Annotated in this window: 17 protein-coding genes; 5 read left to right on the top strand and 12 right to left on the bottom strand. The window is 71.9% G+C overall.

Features of this window, described 5'->3' with window-relative positions:
- From ABH941_RS34290 to ABH941_RS34280, 3 genes are read right to left on the bottom strand one after another with little or no spacing between them, the layout of a single operon-like run.
- On the bottom strand, positions 1–882 hold the full coding sequence (locus tag ABH941_RS34290) for an ABC transporter permease (protein WP_370133638.1): 882 nt from the start codon (positions 880–882) through the stop codon (positions 1–3).
- Positions 842–1,729 (bottom strand): ABC transporter ATP-binding protein, encoded by an 888-nt coding sequence (locus tag ABH941_RS34285; RefSeq protein WP_370133635.1) that lies wholly within the window; start codon positions 1,727–1,729, stop codon positions 842–844. Before ABH941_RS34285 ends, ABH941_RS34290 begins: the two co-directional genes overlap by 41 nt.
- Positions 1,726–2,190 (bottom strand): MarR family winged helix-turn-helix transcriptional regulator, encoded by a 465-nt coding sequence (locus ABH941_RS34280; RefSeq protein ID WP_370133633.1) that lies wholly within the window; start codon positions 2,188–2,190, stop codon positions 1,726–1,728. Before ABH941_RS34280 ends, ABH941_RS34285 begins: the two co-directional genes overlap by 4 nt.
- A gap of 174 nt (positions 2,191–2,364) precedes the next feature.
- Here ABH941_RS34280 and ABH941_RS34275 point away from each other — a divergent pair, with 174 nt between their 5' ends.
- Positions 2,365–3,381 (top strand): serine protease, encoded by a 1,017-nt coding sequence (locus ABH941_RS34275; RefSeq protein WP_370133630.1) that lies wholly within the window; start codon positions 2,365–2,367, stop codon positions 3,379–3,381.
- A gap of 28 nt (positions 3,382–3,409) precedes the next feature.
- On the opposite strand, the gene ABH941_RS34270 is transcribed toward ABH941_RS34275, so the two are convergent.
- Positions 3,410–4,576 (bottom strand): CaiB/BaiF CoA transferase family protein, encoded by a 1,167-nt coding sequence (locus ABH941_RS34270; protein ID WP_370133629.1) that lies wholly within the window; start codon positions 4,574–4,576, stop codon positions 3,410–3,412.
- Between the two features lie 150 nt (positions 4,577–4,726).
- Here ABH941_RS34270 and ABH941_RS34265 point away from each other — a divergent pair, with 150 nt between their 5' ends.
- The 3 genes from ABH941_RS34265 to ABH941_RS34255 are packed head-to-tail and all read left to right on the top strand — an operon-like array spanning position 4,727 to position 9,005.
- Entirely contained in the window at positions 4,727–7,597 is a 2,871-nt protein-coding gene (locus ABH941_RS34265) for a glycosyltransferase (RefSeq protein ID WP_370133626.1), read from the top strand.
- Entirely contained in the window at positions 7,594–7,959 is a 366-nt protein-coding gene (locus ABH941_RS34260; RefSeq protein WP_370133623.1) for a hypothetical protein, read from the top strand. Before ABH941_RS34265 ends, ABH941_RS34260 begins: the two co-directional genes overlap by 4 nt.
- The gene (locus ABH941_RS34255) at positions 7,956–9,005 is read left to right on the top strand and encodes a glycoside hydrolase family 26 protein (protein ID WP_370133620.1); all 1,050 of its coding nucleotides are present in this window, start codon (positions 7,956–7,958) and stop codon (positions 9,003–9,005) included. Before ABH941_RS34260 ends, ABH941_RS34255 begins: the two co-directional genes overlap by 4 nt.
- Before the next feature lie 17 nt (positions 9,006–9,022).
- Here ABH941_RS34255 and ABH941_RS34250 read toward each other — a convergent pair whose 3' ends face one another.
- The 6 genes from ABH941_RS34250 to ABH941_RS34225 all read right to left on the bottom strand — a co-directional run bounded on the left by ABH941_RS34250 (position 9,023) and on the right by ABH941_RS34225 (position 15,804).
- Positions 9,023–9,865 carry a polysaccharide deacetylase family protein gene (locus ABH941_RS34250; RefSeq protein WP_370133618.1) on the bottom strand — a complete coding sequence of 281 codons (843 nt, stop codon included), beginning with the start codon at positions 9,863–9,865 and terminating at the stop codon, positions 9,023–9,025.
- Positions 9,862–11,268 carry a lipopolysaccharide biosynthesis protein gene (locus ABH941_RS34245; protein WP_370133615.1) on the bottom strand — a complete coding sequence of 469 codons (1,407 nt, stop codon included), beginning with the start codon at positions 11,266–11,268 and terminating at the stop codon, positions 9,862–9,864. The genes ABH941_RS34250 and ABH941_RS34245 overlap by 4 nt, the downstream gene beginning before the upstream one ends.
- Positions 11,269–11,276: 8 nt before the next feature.
- Complete coding sequence (locus ABH941_RS34240) at positions 11,277–12,164, bottom strand: hypothetical protein (RefSeq protein ID WP_370133613.1); 888 nt, start codon at positions 12,162–12,164, stop codon at positions 11,277–11,279.
- Complete coding sequence (locus tag ABH941_RS34235; protein WP_370133611.1) at positions 12,154–13,425, bottom strand: glycosyltransferase; 1,272 nt, start codon at positions 13,423–13,425, stop codon at positions 12,154–12,156. Before ABH941_RS34235 ends, ABH941_RS34240 begins: the two co-directional genes overlap by 11 nt.
- Complete coding sequence (locus ABH941_RS34230; RefSeq protein WP_370133609.1) at positions 13,422–14,225, bottom strand: glycosyltransferase family 2 protein; 804 nt, start codon at positions 14,223–14,225, stop codon at positions 13,422–13,424. The genes ABH941_RS34235 and ABH941_RS34230 overlap by 4 nt, the downstream gene beginning before the upstream one ends.
- Positions 14,226–14,544: 319 nt before the next feature.
- On the bottom strand, positions 14,545–15,804 hold the full coding sequence (locus ABH941_RS34225) for an FAD-dependent oxidoreductase (protein ID WP_370133606.1): 1,260 nt from the start codon (positions 15,802–15,804) through the stop codon (positions 14,545–14,547).
- A 287-nt stretch (positions 15,805–16,091) separates the two neighbouring features.
- Between ABH941_RS34225 and ABH941_RS34220 the strand changes: the two genes are divergently transcribed.
- Positions 16,092–17,336: an ATP-grasp domain-containing protein gene (locus ABH941_RS34220; protein WP_370133604.1), complete on the top strand. Its 1,245-nt coding sequence runs from the start codon at positions 16,092–16,094 to the stop codon at positions 17,334–17,336.
- A gap of 11 nt (positions 17,337–17,347) precedes the next feature.
- Here the strand turns inward: ABH941_RS34220 and ABH941_RS34215 are convergent, their stop codons facing one another.
- Both ABH941_RS34215 and ABH941_RS34210 read right to left on the bottom strand, forming a co-directional pair.
- Complete coding sequence (locus ABH941_RS34215; protein WP_370133601.1) at positions 17,348–17,917, bottom strand: PadR family transcriptional regulator; 570 nt, start codon at positions 17,915–17,917, stop codon at positions 17,348–17,350.
- Between the two features lie 24 nt (positions 17,918–17,941).
- Positions 17,942–19,948 carry an FAD-dependent oxidoreductase gene (locus tag ABH941_RS34210; protein ID WP_370133599.1) on the bottom strand — a complete coding sequence of 669 codons (2,007 nt, stop codon included), beginning with the start codon at positions 19,946–19,948 and terminating at the stop codon, positions 17,942–17,944.
- Positions 19,949–20,137: the final 189 nt, after the last annotated feature.

The raw sequence follows: 20,137 nt of genomic DNA, 5'->3' as shown, positions 1-20,137 counted from the left end.
CTACTTGGCGAGCCGGCCCAGCAGGGCGGAGGCCGCCACGATGCCGAGCACTGCGGCGACGACCAGGACGGCGATGTCCGTGCCGAGGTGCGCCGGGCTGCCGAGCAGCAGTCCGCGCAGCGCGTCCACCTGGTAGCTGAGCGGGTTGGCCCTGCTGACCGCCTGCAGCCAGCCGGGCATGATGCTGACCGGGTAGAGCGCGCTGGAGCTGAAGAACAGCGGCATGGTGATGGCCTGGCCGATCCCCATCAGCCGGTCCCGGGTGAGGACGATGCCGGCGATGGTCACCGACAGGCAGGAGAAGAAGGCCCCGCCAAGGACGACCACCAGCACGACGCCGAGCAGTTTCAGCGGATTCCAGGTCATCCCGACGCCCAGGATCGCCGCGAAGACGATCACTACCAGCGCCTGGATCACCGACTTCACCCCGGCCGCGAAGGCCTTGCCGGTGACCAGGGCGGTCCGCGGCGTCGGGGTGACCAGCAGCTTGGTGAGGACTCCGGCGTCGCGCTCCCAGATGATCTGGATGCCGTAGAAGATGGCGATGAACATCGCGGACTGGGCGATGATCCCGGGCGCCAGGAAGTCCAGGTAGGGGACGCCGCTGGTGGGGATGGCGTGGATGCGGGTGAAGGTCTCGCCGAAGATCAGCAGCCAGAGCGCGGGCTGCACCGCCCGGGTGTAGAGCTCGGTGCGGTCGTGGCGCAGCTTCTGCAGCTCCACGATGCACATGGCCAGGACCCTGGCCGGTATCAGCTGCCAGCCGGTGCGCGGCCGCGGCGGCACCAGCAGCAGCGACAGCGAGAAGCCCGGTCCGGCGGAGGCGGGCTCGGCGGGGGCCTCAGCCGACACGGCTGGCGGTACGGCGGGTACGGCGGACATCGCGGAAATCCTCTCCGTCGCTGCTGTCGGCGGACGAGCCGCCATGGAGGCCCTGGCCGGCGTGGTGGCGGAAGACGTCCTCCAGGGTGGGCGCCTCCAGTTCCCCGGACAGGTCGGCCTTGAGCTGCTCGGGGGTGCCGAGGGCGCGGATCCGGCCGCGGTGCATCAGTGCGACCCGGTCGCAGTACTGCTCGGCCTCGTCCATGTAGTGGGTGGTGACCAGGACGGTCATCCCGGTGGCGTGCCGGATCTCGTCGATCCGGTCCCAGACGCTGGTGCGCGCGATCGGGTCGAGACCGATGGTGGGCTCGTCCAGGATCAGCAGGCGCGGGGCGCTGACCAGCGCCTGAGCAAGTTCCAGGCGGCGGACCATGCCGCCGGAGTAGGACCCGGCGAGGCGGTCGGCGGCGTCGGTGAGGGCGACCGCCTCCAGCGCCTCGGCCACCCGCGGGCCACGTTCGCGACGCGGAACGTCGTAGACCCTGGCGAACAGCGAGACGTTCTCACGCCCCGTCAGATCACCGTCGGCGGACAGCTGCTGGGGCACGTAGCCGAGCAGGCGGCGGACCGCCATCCGGTCCTTGGCGGTGTCGTGCCCGAAGACGGTGATCATCCCGGTCGGCACCGGGAGCAGCGTGGTGATGGCCCGGATCGCCGTGGTCTTGCCGGCCCCGTTGGGTCCGAGCAGGCCGAAGACCTCACCGGCGTGCACGGTCAGGTCCAGGTTGTCCACCGCCTTGGTGCTCCCGAAGGCGTACTCCAGGCCGGTGCAGCGGACGGCTGCGGCGTCCCTGACCTCCGCGCCGGCCTCGTCGGTGGGTGAGTTCTCGGGCAGCTGTACGGTCATGTCCCCTCCAGCTCGTTGTGCAGTCCTTCGGTGAGCCTGCGCAGCGCCGGCAGTGCCGCGGCCAGGGCGTCCCGGTCCTCCTCCGGGAGGCCGGCGACGTGCCGGCGGACCAGTTCGCTGCGCCGGGCGTCCCACTCCCCCATCCGCTGCTGCGCCGCCTCGGTGACGGTCAGCCGCGCGGCCCTGCGGTCCCTGGGGTCCGCCTCCCGCTCCAGGTAGCCGGCCGCCACCAGCTGGTTGACCAGGGTGGAGACCGAGTTCCCGGCGAGGTGCAGTTCCCTGGCCGCCGCGGCGACACCGATGCCCGGCCGGCCCCGTACCAGTCGCAGCAGCTCCACCTGCGCGCCGGGCAGCCGGGCGCCGGTGAGGTCCTGCCGCAGCCTGCGGCGCATCAGCCGCTGGACGCCGACGAGGAGCTCTGCGAGCTCGTTCGCTTCCTTTGCCTGATCGCGCTCGGCCATACCTGGATTTTAGCTCTTTAGGAGAGGTAATTGTCCAGAGCTTCCGTGACCATCAGAGAGTTCTCACTTTGTTCACACAGCCGTCTCAGTACCGCGCCGCAGCATCGGGTGGTGTTGTCCGGTGCGATTCCTCCCCGTAGGTGTCGATTCCGCCACCGAGGTAAGGAGCAGCCCATGCAAAACGCCGATCCAGGAAGTCGTTTCGCCCGGACCCGTTCCGGGCGCAGATCCCGACGGCGGATCCTGCTGGGGATCACCGCTGGGATCATGGTCGGCGGCGGACTCGTCGTCGCGACGACGGGGACGGCGGGCGCGAGCGTCAGTCTGCTGCGGTCCATCGACACGGCCAAGCGGGTCGCGGCGACAGCGACCGCGAGTGCGAGTGCGAGTGCGAGTGCGAGTACCGGCACGACGGAGAGTGCGAGCAAGACGGCGAGTGCCTCGGCGAGCAAGTCCGCGACCAAGGCGGCGGCGTCCGCCAGTGCGAGCAAGTCCACCGCCGCCGCGCCGATCACCACCACCGGCCAGTCCGTCACGCTGACCAGCAGCGAGCAGCCCAGCCAGGTCGGTGCGATCTTCACCGGCAGCATCTCGGACGGCCACAGCTGCACGGCCAGCGTGGTGGACAGCCCGCTCGGCGATCTGATCGTCACCGCGGCACACTGCCTCAGCAGTGGCACTGGCAGCGGCGCGACTTTTGTCCCTGGCTACCACGACGGCACCGCGCCGTACGGGGAGTGGAAGATCACCGACGTGATCGAGAGCTCAGCCTGGACCAGCAACCAGTCCGAGGACGACGACGTGGCGTTCGCGGTCGTGGAGCCGCTGAACGGCAAGAGCCTGCAGTCCGTGGTCGGTGCCTACAGCCTGGACACCAGCGGGGTCACCAACACCACCGTGCAGATCACCGGCTACCCCTCGGACACCGACAAAGCGATCAGCGGCACCTGTGCGAGCACCGCCTACAGCTCCACCCAGCTCCAGGTCGACTGCACCGGCTACCCCGGCGGCACCAGCGGCAGCGGCTGGCTGGAGAACTACGACGCGAGCACCGGGTCGGGCACCCTGATCGGGGTCATCGGCGGCTACGAGCAGGGCGGCGACACCGACGACGTCTCCTACGCGGCCGTGTTCGACAGCTCCGTGCAGAGCCTGTACGAGCAGGCGAAGACCGCGGCGGCCGGCAGCTAGCCGACCCGGCCACCGGTCAGGCCACCGGTCAGCCCACGATCCCCTTCTCCCTGAGCGCGGCGATCTCCTCTGCAGGAAGTCCCAGCCCGGCGAGGACCCGGTCGGTGTCGGCCCCCACCGGGACGGCCGCCGCAGGCTCGGGCGCGGGCGTGGCGCTGAAGCGGGGGGCCGGAGCGGGTTCGGGGACGCCGCCGGGTCCGGTGCGGTAGGTGCCCCTGGCGGTGTTGTGCGGATCGTCCGGGGCCTCGGCCAGGGAGAGCACCGCGGTCACACAGGCGCCCTGGCCCTCGAAGGCCCGGGCCCAGGCGTCGCGCGGACGGCCCGCGAAGACCTGTTCCAGCCGCCGCCGCATGACCGGCCAGGCGGCCCGGTCCTGCTGCCGGGTGAAGTCGGGGTCGTCGGTCAGGCCCAGCACCCGCAGCAGCGCGGCATAGAAGGGGCCCTCGATCGCGCCCACCGCGACATGCCCACCGTCGGCGCAGCGGTACACCCCGTAGTAGGGCGCGCCGCCGTCGAGCAGGTTGGCGCCCCGGCGGTCCTCCCAGCGGCCCTGCGCCAGGAAGCCGTACACCATCGCCAGCTGCAGCGCCGTCCCGTCGGTCATGGCCGCGTCGACGACCTGGCCGCGTCCGGTGGTCCGGGCGCTGAGCACGCCGCCGAGCACCCCGAGCGCGAGCAGCATCCCGCCGCCGCCGAAGTCGCCGACCAGGTTGAGCGGGGGCACCGGATCGCCGTCGGCGGGACCGAAGGTGTGCAGCGCCCCGGCCTGGGCGATGTAGTTGATGTCGTGCCCCGGCTGCCGCGCCAGCGGTCCGGTCTGGCCCCAGCCGGTCATCCGGCCGTAGACCAGCCGGGGATTGCGGGCCAGGCAGGCGTCGGGGCCGAGCCCCAGCCGTTCCACCGTCCCGGGGCGGAAGCCCTCCAGTACCGCATCGCAGCCCTCGATCAGCCGCAGGACGGTGTCGACGCCCTGCGGCTGCTTGAGGTCCACGGCCAGCGAGCGCCGGTTGCGGTGCAGCACCGGGAAGGGGCTGGGGCGTCCGGCGGCGGCCGGCCGGTCGATCCGGACGACCTCGGCCCCGAGGTCGCCCAGCAGCATGCCGCAGAACGGGACGGGACCGATGCCGCCCAGTTCGGCGACCCTCACGCCTGCCAGCGGGCCGGCCCCGGCCGCAGCCACAAGATTATCTGACATATAGTCAGACTAACCGCTGCCCCAGCGGTCCCGACCGCAGGAAACTGACAAGATATCCGACAGCCTCGACGAGCGGGTCGTTCCCGACGGTCCCGCTCCGTATGCTGGTGTACGGGGGATGACGCGGCCTGTGGGGGGACGACGCGATCGATGCAGGACTTCAGCGCGGAAACTGCGGAACGACCGGAAAGCCCAGCGACCACGACGACCACGGACGACGGGGCACCCGGCGCCCAGGTCGACACGGACGCACTGACGTTGACCGTCGTGGTGTGCGCCTACACGCTGGACCGCTGGGAGGTGATGTCGGCCTCGCTGCAGTCGCTGCGCGACCAGGTCCGGCCGGCGCAGCAGGTGGTCCTGGTGACTGACCACAACACCGAACTCCAGCGGCGGGCCGCCGAGACGTTCCCCGACGTCGAGGTCGTCCCCAGCGAGGGCCGTCCCGGCCTGTCGGGGGCCCGGAACACCGGGATCGCCCGGGCCTGCGGCGACATCGTGGCCTTCCTGGACGACGACGCGGTCGCCGACACCGACTGGACGGCCGAACTGATGGCCGGCTACGCCGATCCGGCGGTGCTGGGGGTCGGCGGGGGGATCGAACCCTACTGGGAGGCCGGGCGGCCCGGCTGGTTCCCGCGCGAGTTCGACTGGGTGGTGGGCTGCTCGTACACCGGGCTGCCGGAACAGCCCGCGCCGATCAGGAACATGATCGGCGCCAATATGTCGCTGCGCCGTGAGGCATTCGACGCGGTCGGCGGCTTCAGCAGCGACCTGGGCCGGACCGGGTCGCTGCCGCTGGGCTGCGAGGAGACCGAGCTGTGCATCCGGGTCGGCCACCGCTACCCGGACGGGGTGATCCTCTACCGTCCGGAGGCGGTGGTGCACCACCATGTCGGCGCGGTGCGCGGCACCTGGCGCTACTTCGCCTCGCGCTGCTGGCGGGAGGGCCAGTCCAAGGCGGCGGTCAGCCGGATGGCCGGCGCCCGGGCCGCGCTCTCCTCCGAGCGGGCCTATCTGCGCAGTACGATCCCCAGGGCGGTGGGACGGGCCCTGCCCCCGGGCGGCGGAACCCCGCCGCTGCGCACCCTGGCCGCGATCGTCCTCGGCGTCCTGCTCACCGGGCTCGGCTATCTCACCGGCACCGCCCGCACTGTGACACGGCGTCAGCTGGCCCGCCAGCTGGTGGTCGCGCTGCCGCTGGCGGCCGCACTCGCGCTGTGGGGGTACTCGATCCCCACCACCAGGGCCAGGGTCGGCGACCTCGGCGGCTTCGGCCTGGCTGCCGTGCTCCCCTGGAGCTTCTGGACGGCACTGGGGCTGCTCGTCCTGGGCTTCACCGTCGCCCTGCACCGGCCCTCGCGCAGCGCGCTGTGGCCCGCCTGCTACACCGTCGCCCTGCTCCTGCTGCAGCGCGCCACCCAGGCCCTGGTCTATCCGGGTCCGCTGTACGCCTGGGCCTGGAAGCACATCGACATCATCGACCGGCTCAGCGCCAACGGCGGCCATCTGGACCTCAGCAACCGGCTGGCCGCGATGGCCCCCTACGACCAGTGGGCCGGGTTCTTCGCCGGCAACACCGCCCTGGTGAAGCTGCTGGGCCTGCGCGGGGCGCTGTCCTACGCCGCCTGGGCCCCCTTCGTCTCCAGTCTGCTGCTGCTGGTCCCGCTGGTGCTGCTGCTCCAGGTGTTCAGCCGGGACCGGCGGCTGGTGTGGACCGCGGTGTGGATCTTCTACCTGGGCAACTGGGTGGGCCAGGACTACTTCTCCCCGCAGGCCTTCGCCTTTGTGCTCTACCTCGGCGTGCTGGCGCTGGCGCTGCGCAACCTGGCCAGGACCGCACCGCCGGGACGGCACGGCGCCGCCGACGCCGGCTACCCGCTGGGCGCCCCGCCCCGGGCGCAACTGCCCCGGCGGGAACGGCTGGTCTGGCTGCTGCTGCTGGTGCTGCCGGTCGCCGCGGTCGCCATGTCGCACCAACTGACCCCGGTGGTCCTGGCGGTGGGGCTGATGGTGCTGTTGCTGACCCGCCGCTACCGCAACTGGTGGCTGGTCGCGCTGGCGCTGCTGATCCCGGCCGCTTGGGACGCCACCTCGGCGCTGTCCTTCTTCAGACTCCAACTCCCGGCCATGGAGCAGACCTTCGGCAATCTGCTGGCCAACTCCCAGGCCGGGTACGGCACCACGCCCACCGGGACCGGACCGGTCATCGTCTCCTGGATGGACCGGGGCCTGTCCGGGGCGGTCGCCGGACTGGCCGTCGTCGGCGTGCTGCGGCACCCCTCGCTGCGCCGGACCGCGCTGCCGCTGATCCTGGTCGCGGTCTCGCCGATGCCGCTGGTGGTGGCCAACTCCTACGGTGGGGAGATGATCTTCCGGGTCTTCATGTTCGCGCTCCCCGGGCTCTCGTTCTTCGCCGCGGCGGCCCTGCGGCGCCGGCCCGAGGCGGTCGCGAAAGCGGATGACGGTGCCTCAGCAACCGTGGCCGCGACGGCCACCGAGTGGCGGCCCGGACGGGCCCGGCCGCTGCTCGCGGCCGCGGTCACGCTCACCGTCCTGGGCCTGCTCGCCACCGTGTTCGTGCCCAGCTACACCGGCAAGGACCGGCTCGCCTACTTCCCCCGGGCCGAGGTCGACCTGGTCGACGCCATGATCGCGCAGGCCCCGCCCGGCTCCTACATCGTCGCCCCCGACAGCGACTTCCCCGACGCCTACGCGGGTTACGACCACTACGCCTACTGGTGGCTCGCCAACGACACCGGCATCCCGCTCCCCTCGCTGCTCGCCGACCCGGCCGGCTACATCGCCAGGGGCATGGCCTGGACCGGCCCCAAAGGCCACGCCTATCTGCTGTTCAGCCGGGCCCAGGAGTCCGACGTCACCATGCAGGGGCTGCTGCCGCCGGGCAGCTACGCCAGGATCGAAGCCTCCGTCGCGGCCTCGCCCTCGTTCCGGCTGCTCCTGCAGAACAGCGACGGCAAGGTCTACGCCTATGTGCCGACCGGGGCGGTGAACCGATGAGAGGCATGCTCGCCGACGTGCTGAGCCCGTACCGGCTGCTGCTGGCGGGCTCCGGATGGCTGACGCTGCTGTGCGTGGACCAGGTCCCCCGGGACGCGCCGCTGCGGATCGCCGTGGTGCTGCTCTTCGTCCTGCTCTGCCCGGGGGCGGCGGCGCTCCGGGCGCTGCGTCCCACCCGGGGCGGGGCGGCCGAGGCCGGGCTGCTGGTGGTCATGACCGGCCTGTCGGCGCTGGTGGTCAGCGCGACGGCGCTGATGCTGGCGAGCCGCTTCACCGGATCACACACCCTGATCGTCCTCGCGACACTCACCACGGTCACCGCCCTGCTGCCGACCAGGGCCGCACCGGTGGACACCGGGTGAGCAGGCCGCCGACCCGGGCGCTGCTCCAGTCCCCCAGAGTTCTCGCGGGCGTGGTCGCGCTGCTGCTCCTGCTGTCGCTGCTGCTGGCCCAGACGCTGCGCGACGGCAACGGATCGTCCTGCGCCGCGTCCCGGCTGCTGGTGCCCCCGTGCGGGGCCTGGTGGGGCGCCTACGTCCCGCCGGGGTCCCAGGGGGAGGCCGCGGCGGTGCGGTCCTTCGAGCAGAAGATCGGCCGCCGGCTCGACCTCGTGTACACCTACCACGACATGGGCACCGGCACCGACGGCCAGCTGCTCACCGCCGACGAGCAGTCGCTCGGCGCGAGCCGGATGCTGATGCTCTCCTGGGAGTCCGACGTCTGGGACGACACCGGGCAGACCCCGAACCAGCACCTGGGCTGGGCGAAGATCGCCGCAGGGGACTACGACGCCACGGTCGTCGACCCGCAGGCCGAGCGGATCAAGGCCTACGGCAGGCCGGTGCTGCTGGCCTTCGACCAGGAGATGGACGCCCGCACCCCGGCGGACGGGACCCCGGCCCAGTTCGTGGCCGCCTACCGGCACCTGCACGACCGGTTCCAGCAGCTCGGGGTCACCAACGCGATCTGGGTCTGGACCGTGACCGGCTACCCGCCGCACCAGGCGCTGATGAAGGCGCTCTACCCGGGCGACTCCTATGTCGACTGGATCGGCTACGACCAGTACAACTACTACCGCTGCAAGTCCGTCCCCACCTGGGAGAGCTTCGCGCAGACCCAACTGCCCAGCTACACCTGGCTGCGGACGAACATCTCCGCGACCAAACCGCTGATGCTGGCCGAGTACGGCACGGCCGCCGACCCGGCCCGCCCGGGCGCACAACAGCAGTGGTACCAGCAGGTGCCGCAGGTGGTGCGGCAGCAACTGCCGGGTGTGCGGGCTGTGGTGCAGTGGGACTCCAGTGTGCCGGGGCCCGACTGCGACCTGTCCCTGGACCGGGCCCCGGCCCTGGCCGGCTTCGCCGCGGCCGGTCAGGACCCCTACTTCCACCAACCGTTACTCCATTAGCTCAGCACTCCGCCAGCTCAGCCGGCGAAGCGGGTTCCCCGGACCAGCCGTCGGCCGCGCCGGTACCAGCGCCAGCCGACCGTCCGCAGCTGGTCCGGGTAGGGGGCGACCGGCGCCGAGGCGCCGCGCAGCCAGGCCTCGACGTCCGCCGCGGTGTCGTCGGCCCGCAGCATGATCCTGGCGATCCGGTAGGGCTCGTCCCGGGTGGAGCTGAGTGCGTCCCTGACCGCCGTCGCCGAGCTGTAGCCGGCCGCCCGCACCAGGCGCCGCACCGATCGGCTGCTGTAGCCGTGCGGATAGGCGAAGGCGGGCACCGGCAGGCCCAGCAGGTCCTCCAAAGCGGCCTTGGGCACCGTCAGTTCACGCCGCACCGCGGCTCGGGGAAGGGTGTCCAGCTGCGGGTGGGTGATCGTGTGCGCGCCGATCTCGATGCCGTGGTCGGCGGTCTCCTTCACCTGATCCACCGTCATCATCGCTGCCTCGGGCAGCAGGCAGCCGCTGTCCGTCCCGTGCAGCCCGATGGCGCCGGTGGTGAGGTAGGCGGTCGCGGTGAGCCCGCGCCGCGCCAGCTCGGGCGCGGTGGAGCGCGGCAGGTCGGCGAAGCCGTCGTCGATGGTGATCACCACGGGACGCTCGGGCAGGGACCGGCGGCCGGCCAGCGCGTCCGCCAGGCCGGTGGCCGTGAGCGGAGTGCGGCCGCTGTCCACGATGGCGTCCAGCTGCGCCGCGAACACCGACGGACGTACCGTCAGCGGCGCGATCCAGCCCGGCGGATCGTCCGTCACCGCGTGGTACAGCAGCACCGGGATCCGCTCCGCCGCCGGGATCCGCGCCCCGGCCGTGCCCGTCCGCGCACTCATCGCTTGGCCCCCTCCGCCGTCTCCATGCTCTCGGGCGCCGGTGCCGGCGCCGGCGCCGATGGTTCCGGCATCCAGCCGCCGCGGAACACCAGCAGCGTCCCGGCCACGGCGAGTTGCGCCAGCAGGTAGGCCAGACCCATGCCGGCCAGCCCCATCCGGTGCACCAGCACGATGCACAGCCCGAAGATCCCGGCGCACAGCACCGCGTACACCAGCACGAACAGGCCCAGCCGGCGGTGCACCCGGAACGAGGCCAGCGCCGTCGCGGTGACCAGGTTGGGCAGGGCCGAGAGCGCGAGCAGTCGCAGCAGGGTGGTGGCGTGCCGGGGGTAGTCGGGGCCGAACAGCCGCAGCACCAGCGGCGCGGCCAGGATCAGCAGGACGATCGCGCCGAGCAGCAGCACACCGGTGCTGCGCAGCACCTTGCGTACCGCCTGGCCGAGCCGCTCCGGGTCGCCGGCCGACTCGACCACCAGCGAGGAGCCCATATTGGTGCTCACCACGTAGAGCATGGTGGTGATCACCCAGCTGATGGAGAAGTAGGCGCTGTCCCTGGCGCCCATGGTGTTGAGGATCAGCACCTGGGGAAGGTTGGAGACCGCGAGCCAGAGCAGCCCGCCCACATAGGTGAGCCCGGTGTAGCGGACCACGCCCCGGGTGCTCTCATCGGCGGGCCGAGGGCCGGCCGGTCCTACTGGTTCGACCGCCTCACCCGGTTCGACGGCCGCATCGGCGCGGTCCCTGGCCGGCAGCGCGAACCCGAAGAGGTACACATTGGTGAAGACCAGCGACACCAGCAGGGCGAGCGTCCAGGAGGCCAGGATCCCGTACACCGCCGCGGCCAGGCTGAGCAGCAGCACGGCCACCAGTTTCGCCACCGAGAACAGGGCGTTCTCGGCCAGCACCCAGCCGGCGCGGCGCAGCCCGGTCAGCGCCCCGTCCTGGAGCGAGAAGACCGTGTAGCTGACGGTGGCCACCACGAACACCGTTCCCAGCAGCGGGCCGTGGAGGAACGACAGCCCGGGCGAGAGCCTGGGCGCGGCCAGCACGAAGCCCACCGAGGCGACCAGCGCCGTGCAGACCGCCGCGAGGTAGGCCAGCAGGATCAGTCGGCGGGTGGCGCGTCCGGCGGCCGGGGTGAACCGAACCAGCACGTCGGCCAGGTTCAGTTGGGAGACCCCGGCCAGGAACATCATCATCGAGATCGCCGAGTAGTTGCGTCCGACCGTGGCGACGTCGTAGCGCAGCCCCGCCAGTGACCAGTACCCGGCGCCGAGCGCCGAGGTCGACAGCGAGGCGAGGGTGAGCAGGGCGCCGTTGCGCAGCAGCGGGTCCCCGCCCAGGAAGCGTCTCCCCGGGCGGGGCTCCACGGACTGCCGCTCCGGCCGGCGCAGCATGCTCATTCAGCTCCTCATCCTTCGTCTCTGCCTTTCCGGTGCGCCCAGCGCGACGCGGGCAGCGCCACCACGGTGTGGCCGTGCAGCATCACCGGTGGACGGTCCCCCTCGTCGAGCGCCGGGTAGACCGGGAGGATGCGACCGGCCGCGAAGCCGATCCCGGCCAGCGTGGCGACGACGGTCGCCAGGCTGCTCCCGGTGCGCGGCGGGGCGCCGACCGGCAGCACCAGGCCGCCGACCCGTCGTACCGCCTCGGGCAGTCCGGGCTCCTCGGGCAGCAGCGGACCACCGGCCCGGGTGGTCCTGGTGACTACATGGCGGTAGTCGAGCCGTCCCAGAGCAGCGGCCACCAGCGGCGCGAGGTACGCACCGGACGAGCGCAGCCCGAGCACCAGCAGCGGCCGGTCCCGGTCGGGGCGCAGCCCCGCGAAGCCGTCGGCCAGCGCGAGCGCGTCCTGCGGACCCAGTCCGTGCTTCTCGAACCCCGTGGGCAGGCGGATCAGCGCACCGGAGTGCCACCTCGCGGCCAGGCCGCTCATACCGCGGCGCAGCCCGTCGATCGTGCTGCGGACGCTGAGCAGGATCGCGATCGTCTCCTGTTCGGTGCCGCTGACGGCGGCCTCGGCGAGGACCACGGTGAGATCCCTGAGCAGGACGTGCCAGGCGGCCAGACCGGTCCTGCCGCGGGCCGCGGTGCCGGCGGCAGCCAGCAGCCGGGGGCGCACCACCGTGCCCTGCAGCCGGTCGGCGACGATCTGCGAGGCCCCGGCGGCGTGCAGGTAGGCCGGCAGCGCCTGCTCGGCGTCCACCGCGGCGACCAGTCTCCGCAGGACGACGTGGAGCGGTTCGGCCCGGTTGCCGGAAGGTCCCTGCAGGGGTTCGGCCCTGGTCTCAACGGACATCGCGTTGCGCCTTCCTGACGAGGCGTCGGCTGCGAAGGTAGCCGATGGGGCCGTAGAGCATCCCCCGGCGCTGGAGCCGGATCAGCCGCGCGGGCCAGTCGGCCGGTGTGGCGGCGGCTCCGGTGTGGGAGATCGCGTGGCGCACCCCTCCGGGCACCCGGCGCAGCAGTGCGGGGAGCATCCGGGGTTCGTTGACGACGACGGCGGCGAGGTAGGCGCCCAGTCCGGCGCCGTAGCCGAAGGCCTGGGCGTCCAGATCCTCGACCCGGTCGCGGTGGTGGTGCCAGACCAGCGCCTCCGGCTGGTAGAGCAGGGCGTGGCCGTGCACCACGGCGCGGAAGAAGGAGAGCAGGTCGTCGCCGCCCTTCGCGGGGGTGCCGGTGCCGACCGCCGCGTCGAAGCCGCCGAGCCGGCGCAGCACCTCGGTGCGGAAGGCCATGTTGGCCCCCGAGCCGAGGCGGCCCGCGGTGAACGGGAACAGCGGCTGGTCGGCGGGCGGTTCGGCGACCTGGTAGCGACGGGCGCTGAAGCCCTTGCCGAAGCCGCCGTGCGCCTCCAGCAGCACCTGGGTCGCGGTGCGCAGCGCGGCTGGCAGGATCAGGCCGGTGACACAGCCGACCTCCGGGTCCGCGAACCCCGCGACCAGTGCGTCCAGCCAGCCCGGGTCGATCACCACATCGTCGTCGGTGAAGGCGGTGATCTCGCCGAGGGCCGCCGCCACGCCCGCGTTGTGCGCCGACGCCAGACCGCGCAGCGGCTCCCGGACGTAGCGGACCGAGTCGGCGAAGCGCTCCTTGACCAGCTCCCGGGTGGCGTCGGTCACGGGCGCGTTGTCGACGACGACGGTCTCGAAGCGCGGGTAGCGCTGGACGGCCAGCGACTCCAGGCAGCGGGCCAGCAGCTCCGGCCGCTCCCTGGTCGCGATCACCACGGTGACCAGCGGCTGCGGCGGCTCCGGATCGGATGTATCGGCCTGTTCGGCCGACTTGGCTATCACTGCACCGAGTTGACGGTGCGCCAGCACCGCGAGCACGGCCGCCGGATCCGCGTCTCCATCACCGCCGTGCGGTCCGAGGTCGGCCCGCACCAGGCCGACCGGACGTCCGGCGCTGCGGACCAGCGCCAGCACCGAGCCTGTCGGCCGTGCCGGTTCGGCGGTCCCGGCCCGGCACAGCCGCGGCGCTGCGCCGGCCGCGGGCAGATCGAGGTCGACGACCTCGATCGGGGCCCGGGCCGGGTCGAGCACGAGCCTGCCGCTCACCGCAGAGCCTCCACCGGCTCGAACCGGGGGTCGGCGAGACCACGACCGCTGTGCTCGCGCAGCAGGGTCTTCAGGACGCGGTGGCCGTCGTAGAAGGTGCGCAGGTTGGACTGCCCGGTGCGGCGCGGCAGTTCCAGCGCCGGGACCTCGGCCACCCGCAGACCCGCGAGCAGGGCCCGCACGGTCATCTCCGTCTCGATCTCGAATCCGGAGGAGCGCAGGTCGAGCTGGTCCAGCACCTTGCGGTTGAAGGCCACGAAGCCGTAGCAGAGATCGGTGAGGGTGCTCTGGTACATCACGTTGACCAGCGCCAGCAGCGCCTTGTTGCCCATCCGGCGCAGCGCGGTGATGTCCAGCGAGCCGCCCCCGCCCATGAAGCGGGAGCCCTTGACGTAGTCGTAGCCGTTCTCCAGGAAGTGGACGTAGCGGGGGATCTCCCGCGGCGACATCGACCCGTCGGCGTCGATCATCACGATGTACTCGCCCTTGGCGGCGAGGAAACCGGTCCGCAGGGCGTTCCCCTTGCCCGCGCCCTGCTGCGGGACGACCCGCAGCGAGGGGAGGACGGCACGCGCCGTCTCCAGGGTGGAGTCGGTCGACTCGCCGTCGACCAGGATCACCTCGTCGACGCAGTCGGGGATGCGGCTGAGCACCCACGCGATGTTGGCGGCCTCGTTCCGGGCCGGGACGACCAGGCTGACCGAGCTGCTGCCGCGTTCTGCTGTCGTCGCGGCTGTCGTCGAGTCGGTCTGCGAAGCTGCATGTGCGGCCGCCGTCGGACCGGCAGTGTACACACTCATTGGTTCCCCCTGTGCTCCCCCCGCGGCACAAGGCCACGGCACGTCAGTTCTCCTCGGTGATGTGCTCCTGGTGATGTGCTTCTAGTGATGTCCTTCGGCTGCGAACCCCCGCTTGTGACCGGAACTCCACCAGACCCCGCCCTGCCGTGCACGACGGTACCCGGAGGTCGTCCCCCGCGATAGTCATTACTCATAAGTCAGGGCATATTTTGGCCGGGGGCCGAAAACATGCTCACCATTGGCCCTTTACGACTTCTTTCGATCACGTTCACATCGGGAATTCAGGATTCCAAGGCGCTGACATGGCGTCAGAACATGTTCAGGACAACCCGACAGCGAGCCTGGGGGCTGCGAATTCCGTCCCCGCGACGAAGCGCATCAGCGGGCCGAAGCTCGGCGCGGCGGCCAGACCGGTGAAGCGCAGCCCGGCCACGCTGGAGCGGAACCAGGGGTCGAGGTCGGGCGAGGCACTGCCGGGCACCCGGCGCACCTGATGCCGGAGCTCCGGCGCGAGCCAGTCCAGCCGGTCCACGTCCGGACGGTAGCCGGTGGCCGCGAGCACATGGTCGACCACCAGGGTCCGGTCATAGGGCCCGGCCGCCGCGGAGCGGGTGGCTGCGGCCACCGGCGTCTCCAGGCTCAGCACCACCTCGCCACCGCTGAGCTGCGCCGACTTGATCCGGCGGCCGGTGGCGATAGGCACCTGGCCGTCCACCCGGTCCTTCAGCCACCAGGAGCCGAACGGGCCCAGCACCTGCTTCACCACCCAGAGCCGGGTGGCCGCGGGCAGCCGGCGGAACTGCAACGGCAGCCGGCTCACCGCGACATGCGACCACCCCTCGCCCAGCGGCGAGTCCGGCTGGACCACCCGCTTGGCCAACGACCGGCCCGCCGGCGGCGGGCCGCCCCAGACCACGCGCCGGCCCCTGACCAGCAGCGTCACCTCGGCGCCCCGCTCGCGCAGCAGTGCGGCGCTCTCCAGCGCCGACTGGCCGGCGCCCACCACGGCCACCCGCCGCCCCGCGAAACGAGCGAAGTCCGCGTGCTGCGAGGCGTGCGAGACCGGCCCGGACACCTCGGGCTCCTTCTCCGCCAGCTCCAGCAGCAGCCGCGGCACATGGGCGGCGCCGACCAGCCCGCTCGCCACCACCACGGCGGAGGCGGTCACCTCCTCGCCGCTGTCCAGGACCACCAGAAACCGCGGGAACAGCCCACCGGACCCCCTGGGCAGCGGGTCCACCCGCACCACCTGCGTGCTCTCCACCTCCGGCACGAGCCGGCGCTGGAACCACTCCCCGTACCGGACGAAGTCCTCCACCGGGATGGGGTGGAAGTCGTCGAACGGCTCCATCCCCTCGATCCGGCAGAAGTCCCCCAGCCCGTTGCCGGGCTCGGGTGCGGACAGGCTGGACGCCTGCGGCGTCGACTTGAGGTACATCCCGGCCGGCATCCGGGACCGCCAGCTGTCCATCACCCCGCCGAAGACCCTGACCGGCAGCCCCAGCCGGCCCAGGTGAGCGGCCGTGGCCAGGCCGTACGGACCCGCACCGATAACAACAATGGTCGGCTTTCCGCCCATGACTGACAATCCCCCCTGAGCCGTACTGCGCCACAACCCTCCCCGGTCGTCCCGTCCTTCGGTCCGCCCAGCCGTGGTCGCCGATCCATCCTGCAACGAATATGGTTCTCTGCCAACGCCCCCGACGCACCTGATTGCGCAAAAGCCAATAAATTGCTGCAATGGACCGGGGCGCGAGCGGACTATCCGCGCCTCGGGGGGCACGTGATACTGAGGGGAACCAGGGGGCCATGGCGAGAACGCTGTTCGCTGACGGAGTTTATGATACTCGAACACCAATTCTGATAGTGAAGATCGGCCGTTATCCACTGCACCACGGCGGCGTCGGCGCCATCCGCAGCCTGGGGCGGGTCGGCGTCCCCGTGTACGCCGTCACCGAGGACCGCGGCACCCCGGCCGCCCTCTCCCGACACCTGCGCGGACGCTTCGTCTGGCCCACCACCGGAGCAGAGCCCCCGGAACAACTGCTGGACGGACTGACGCGGATCGCCACCCGGATCGCCGAGCGCGAGGGCCGGCCCGCCGTCGCCCTCCCCACCGACGACGAGGCCGCCATCCTGCTCGCCGAGCACGCGGAACGGCTGGACGGGGTGCTGACGGCCCCCACCGTGCCCCCCGAACTGCCCAGGGCCCTGGCGGGCAAGCAGTCACTGCACCAGCTCTGCAGCACCCACCGAGTACCCTCCCCCGGCTCCCGGCTTCCCCGATCGCTCGATGAACTGGAGCTGGCAACAAAGGAACTGACGTTCCCTCTGGTCGCCAAGAACGCCGACGCCTTCCACCGGCTCAGCCTGCCCGCGGTGGGCTCCAGCACGGTGCTGGACGACCCGGCGGCGCTGGAGCGGCTGGCCGGGCACTGGGGCGACACGCTGCCCCGGGTGCTGCTCCAGGAGTACATCCCGGCCGCCGACTCCGAGGACTGGATCTGCCACCTCTACTGCGGCAGCGACCCCGACGGCGCGGCGGACCTGGTCTTCACCGGGGTGAAGGTGCGCGCCTGGCCGGCCCGCGGCGGCGTCACCGCGTACGCCTACAGCGTCGCCAACCCCGAACTGGCCGAGCTCAGCTCCCGCTTCTGCCGAGCCATCGGCTACCGCGGCATCTGCGACCTCGACTGGCGCCTGGACCGCCGCGACGGCCGGCACAAACTGCTCGACTTCAACCCCCGTCTGGGCGCGCAGTTCCGGCTGTTCCAGACCGACCGGGGCATCGACCTGGCGCGTTCCCTGCACCTGGACCTGACCGCCCGCCACGACCGGCTCGGCGAGGCCGGCTACGGAACCCCGGTGGACGGCCGGGCCTTCACCGTCGAGATCCTCGACCTGCCGGCCAGGGCGGCAGCCAGAGCCGGCCATCGCTCCGCCGAACTGCCCGCCGACCCCCGCTGGGCCCCGCCCCGCCACCCGAGCGCACACGAGCTCGCCTGGACCTCGGCGGACGATCCGCTCCCGGCGCTGGCCGCCGCCGTTCGCTCCGTCCCGTCCGCCCTGCACGTCCTGCGCAGGGCGCTGCGCCGCAGCCGACCGACCTGACCTGCCCTGACCTACGACGATTCCGGGGTCACGGCGGGCTTCGGGTCCGCACCTCCCAGTTCGCCGATCGACTCGGCCAGCCACTCCACCCAGAAGGTCTCCAGGGCGATCCCGGCCTTCAGCACCATGTGGTGCAACCGGTCGCCTTCACCACTGCCAGGTCCGTCCGCTGGAAAGTCCCGTCGCTCGATTTCCAGATATTCGACCAACTGCCGCCGGTGCTCCACCAGATGACGTTGCAGCTCGACGTCCAGACCCGCCGTCCCGACGACGGCCGCGGCGCGCAGCCGCAACAGCAGCGGATCCCGGACCGGCTTGGGGTCCTGCCCCTCGGCCACCCAGCGCACCAGCTCGGACCGGCCCGCAGGCAGCACCCGGTACTCCTTGCGCTGCCCGCGCGACGGCGGCTGCGGCACCGTCTCGATCAGCCCGCCCAGCTCCAACTTCCCCAGCTCACGGTAGATCTGCTGGTGCGTGGCCGACCAGAAGTAGCCGATGGACCGGTCGAACCGCCGGGTCAGTTCCAGACCCGAGGACGGCCGCTCCAGCAGGGCGGTCAGGATGGCGTGCGGCAGCGACATCGGCGAAGGCTCTGTTTCCGGTTCCTACAGGGTGGCGGCAAGCGTGGTCCCCTGCAGTATGGCCCGCTTTGCGTCCAACTCGGCGGCGACGTCCGCGCCGCCGATCAGATGCGCCTCGACCCCGGCCGCGAGCAGCGCCGCATGCAGGTCGCGGCGCGGCTCCTGCCCCGTGCACAGCACCACCGTGTCCACCGCCAGCACCTGCCGCTCGCCGTCCGCCGTCGTCAGGTGCAGGCCCTCGTCGTCGATCCGCTCATAGGTCACCCCGGCGACCATGGCCGCGCCGCGGTGCTTCAGCTCGGTCCGGTGGATCCACCCGGTGGTCTTCCCCAGCCCCGCACCCACCTTGCTGCTCTTCCGCTGCAGCAGGTGCACGGTCCGCGGCGCCGTCCCGCGCCGGGGACTCCGCAGCCCGCCGCGCTCCTCGTACCCGGTGTCGATGCCCCAAGCCCGGTAGAAGTCGCCGTCCTGATCATGCGTCAGGAACTCGGCGACGTCGAACCCGATGCCACCCGCCCCCAGCACCGCGACCCGCTCCCCCACCGGCACGCCGTCGCGCAGCACGTCCAGGTAGCCCACGACGCTGGGGTGGTCCACGCCCTGGATCTCCGGAACCCTCGGCAGCACCCCGGTGGCCAGCACGATCTCCTCGAACCCGCCCTCCAGCAGCGTCCCGACCCCGACCTCCGCGCCCAGCCGCAGCTCCACCTGACGCAGCGCCAGCTGGCTGCGGAAGTAGCGGATGGTCTCGTCGAACTCCTCCTTGCCGGGCACCCGGCGGGCGGTGTTCAACTGACCGCCGATGTCCTGCGCCGCGTCGAACAGCGTGACCGCGTGCCCGCGCTCGGCCGCCGACACCGCGCACGCCAGTCCGGCGGGACCGGCCCCGACCACGGCGACGCGCTTGCGCGTCCGGGTCGGCGTGAGCACCAGCTCCGTCTCGTGGCAGGCCCGCGGGTTGACCAGGCAGGAGGTGATCCTGCCGCTGAAGGTGTGGTCCAGGCAGGCCTGGTTGCAGCCGATGCAGGTGTTCACCGTCTCGGCCTGCCCCCGCGCCGCCTTGGCGACGAACTCGGGATCGGCGAGCAGCGGACGCGCCAGCGACACCATGTCGGCGGCCCCGTCCGCGAGCAACTGCTCGGCCAGCTCCGGGGTGTTGATCCGGTTGCTGGTGACGAGCGGGATCCCGACCGACCCCATCAGCTTCTTCGTCACCCACCCGAACGCGCCGCGCGGCACGGACGTGGCGATGGTCGGAATACGCGCCTCGTGCCAGCCGATCCCGGTGTTGATCAGCGTCGCCCCCGCCGCCTCGACCTCCTTGGCCAGCTCGACCACCTCGTCGAACGTCGATCCCCCGGGCACCAGGTCCAGCATCGACAGCCGGTAGATCAGGATGAAGTCCGCCCCCACCCGCTCACGCACCCGCCGCACGATCTCGACCGGAAAGCGGATCCGGTCGCGGTAGCTCCCGCCCCAGCGATCGGTCCTCCGATTGGTGCCGGCGGCGATGAACTCATTGATCAGATACCCCTCCGAGCCCATCACCTCGACACCGTCGTACCCGGCGAACCTGGCCAACTCGGCGGCACGGACGAAGTCCTCAATGGTCCGCTCGACCTCGTCCTCCCCGAGCGCACGCGGCGTGAACGCGCTGATCGGCGCCTGCAGCGCGCTGGGCGCGACGAGGTCCGGATGGTGGGCGTACCGGCCGAAGTGCAGGATCTGCATCGCGATCCGACTGCCCTCCCGGTGCACCGCGTCGGTGACCACCCGGTGCTGCTCCGCCTCGGCCTCAGTCGTCAGCTTCGCCCCACCGGACCACGGCCGCCCCTCCTCGTTGGGCGAGATCCCCCCGGTGACCATCAACCCCACCCCGCCACGAGCCCGCGCGGCATAGAACTCAGCCATCCGCTCGAACCCGCGCTCGGCCTCCTCCAGCCCCACATGCATCGACCCCATCAGCACCCGATTGGGAAGCGTGACGAAGCCCAGGTCCAACGGCCTCAGCAGATGGGGATACGCACTCACGACCGAGCCTCCTCGCACGGGGATGTCGGCCCACGGTAGCCCGACCACCAACCCTTCTGCAACAAAGTGCAGAACGGCCTCGCCGCCGACGCCCCGCCCCTGCAACGGCAACGTGTGCTGGGGCGAGTTGGGCGCCGTCTCCCGGGCTCCGCCCGGAAAGATGCGGCTCCGCCGCGCGACAGGGGCCGG

Origin of the sequence: Streptacidiphilus sp. EB103A (assembly GCF_041261405.1) — a bacterium.
In the GTDB taxonomy this organism is placed as follows: domain Bacteria; phylum Actinomycetota; class Actinomycetes; order Streptomycetales; family Streptomycetaceae; genus Streptacidiphilus.
The sequence above is the reverse complement of the archived record's forward strand: the minus strand, read 5'-3'. Positions and strand labels throughout refer to the sequence as shown.

Excerpts from the sequence above, each read along its gene's own strand:
- ABH941_RS34290 (WP_370133638.1), bottom strand. The coding sequence starts at position 882 with ATGTCCGCCGTACCCGCCGTACCGCCAGCCGTGTCGGCTGAGGCCCCC.
- ABH941_RS34285 (WP_370133635.1), bottom strand. The coding sequence starts at position 1,729 with ATGACCGTACAGCTGCCCGAGAACTCACCCACCGACGAGGCCGGCGCG.
- ABH941_RS34280 (WP_370133633.1), bottom strand. The coding sequence starts at position 2,190 with ATGGCCGAGCGCGATCAGGCAAAGGAAGCGAACGAGCTCGCAGAGCTC.
- ABH941_RS34275 (WP_370133630.1), top strand. The coding sequence starts at position 2,365 with ATGCAAAACGCCGATCCAGGAAGTCGTTTCGCCCGGACCCGTTCCGGG.
- ABH941_RS34270 (WP_370133629.1), bottom strand. The coding sequence starts at position 4,576 with ATGTCAGATAATCTTGTGGCTGCGGCCGGGGCCGGCCCGCTGGCAGGC.
- ABH941_RS34265 (WP_370133626.1), top strand. The coding sequence starts at position 4,727 with ATGCAGGACTTCAGCGCGGAAACTGCGGAACGACCGGAAAGCCCAGCG.
- ABH941_RS34260 (WP_370133623.1), top strand. The coding sequence starts at position 7,594 with ATGAGAGGCATGCTCGCCGACGTGCTGAGCCCGTACCGGCTGCTGCTG.
- ABH941_RS34250 (WP_370133618.1), bottom strand. The coding sequence starts at position 9,865 with ATGAGTGCGCGGACGGGCACGGCCGGGGCGCGGATCCCGGCGGCGGAG.
- ABH941_RS34245 (WP_370133615.1), bottom strand. The coding sequence starts at position 11,268 with ATGAGCATGCTGCGCCGGCCGGAGCGGCAGTCCGTGGAGCCCCGCCCG.
- ABH941_RS34240 (WP_370133613.1), bottom strand. The coding sequence starts at position 12,164 with ATGTCCGTTGAGACCAGGGCCGAACCCCTGCAGGGACCTTCCGGCAAC.
- ABH941_RS34230 (WP_370133609.1), bottom strand. The coding sequence starts at position 14,225 with ATGAGTGTGTACACTGCCGGTCCGACGGCGGCCGCACATGCAGCTTCG.
- ABH941_RS34225 (WP_370133606.1), bottom strand. The coding sequence starts at position 15,804 with ATGGGCGGAAAGCCGACCATTGTTGTTATCGGTGCGGGTCCGTACGGC.
- ABH941_RS34215 (WP_370133601.1), bottom strand. The coding sequence starts at position 17,917 with ATGTCGCTGCCGCACGCCATCCTGACCGCCCTGCTGGAGCGGCCGTCC.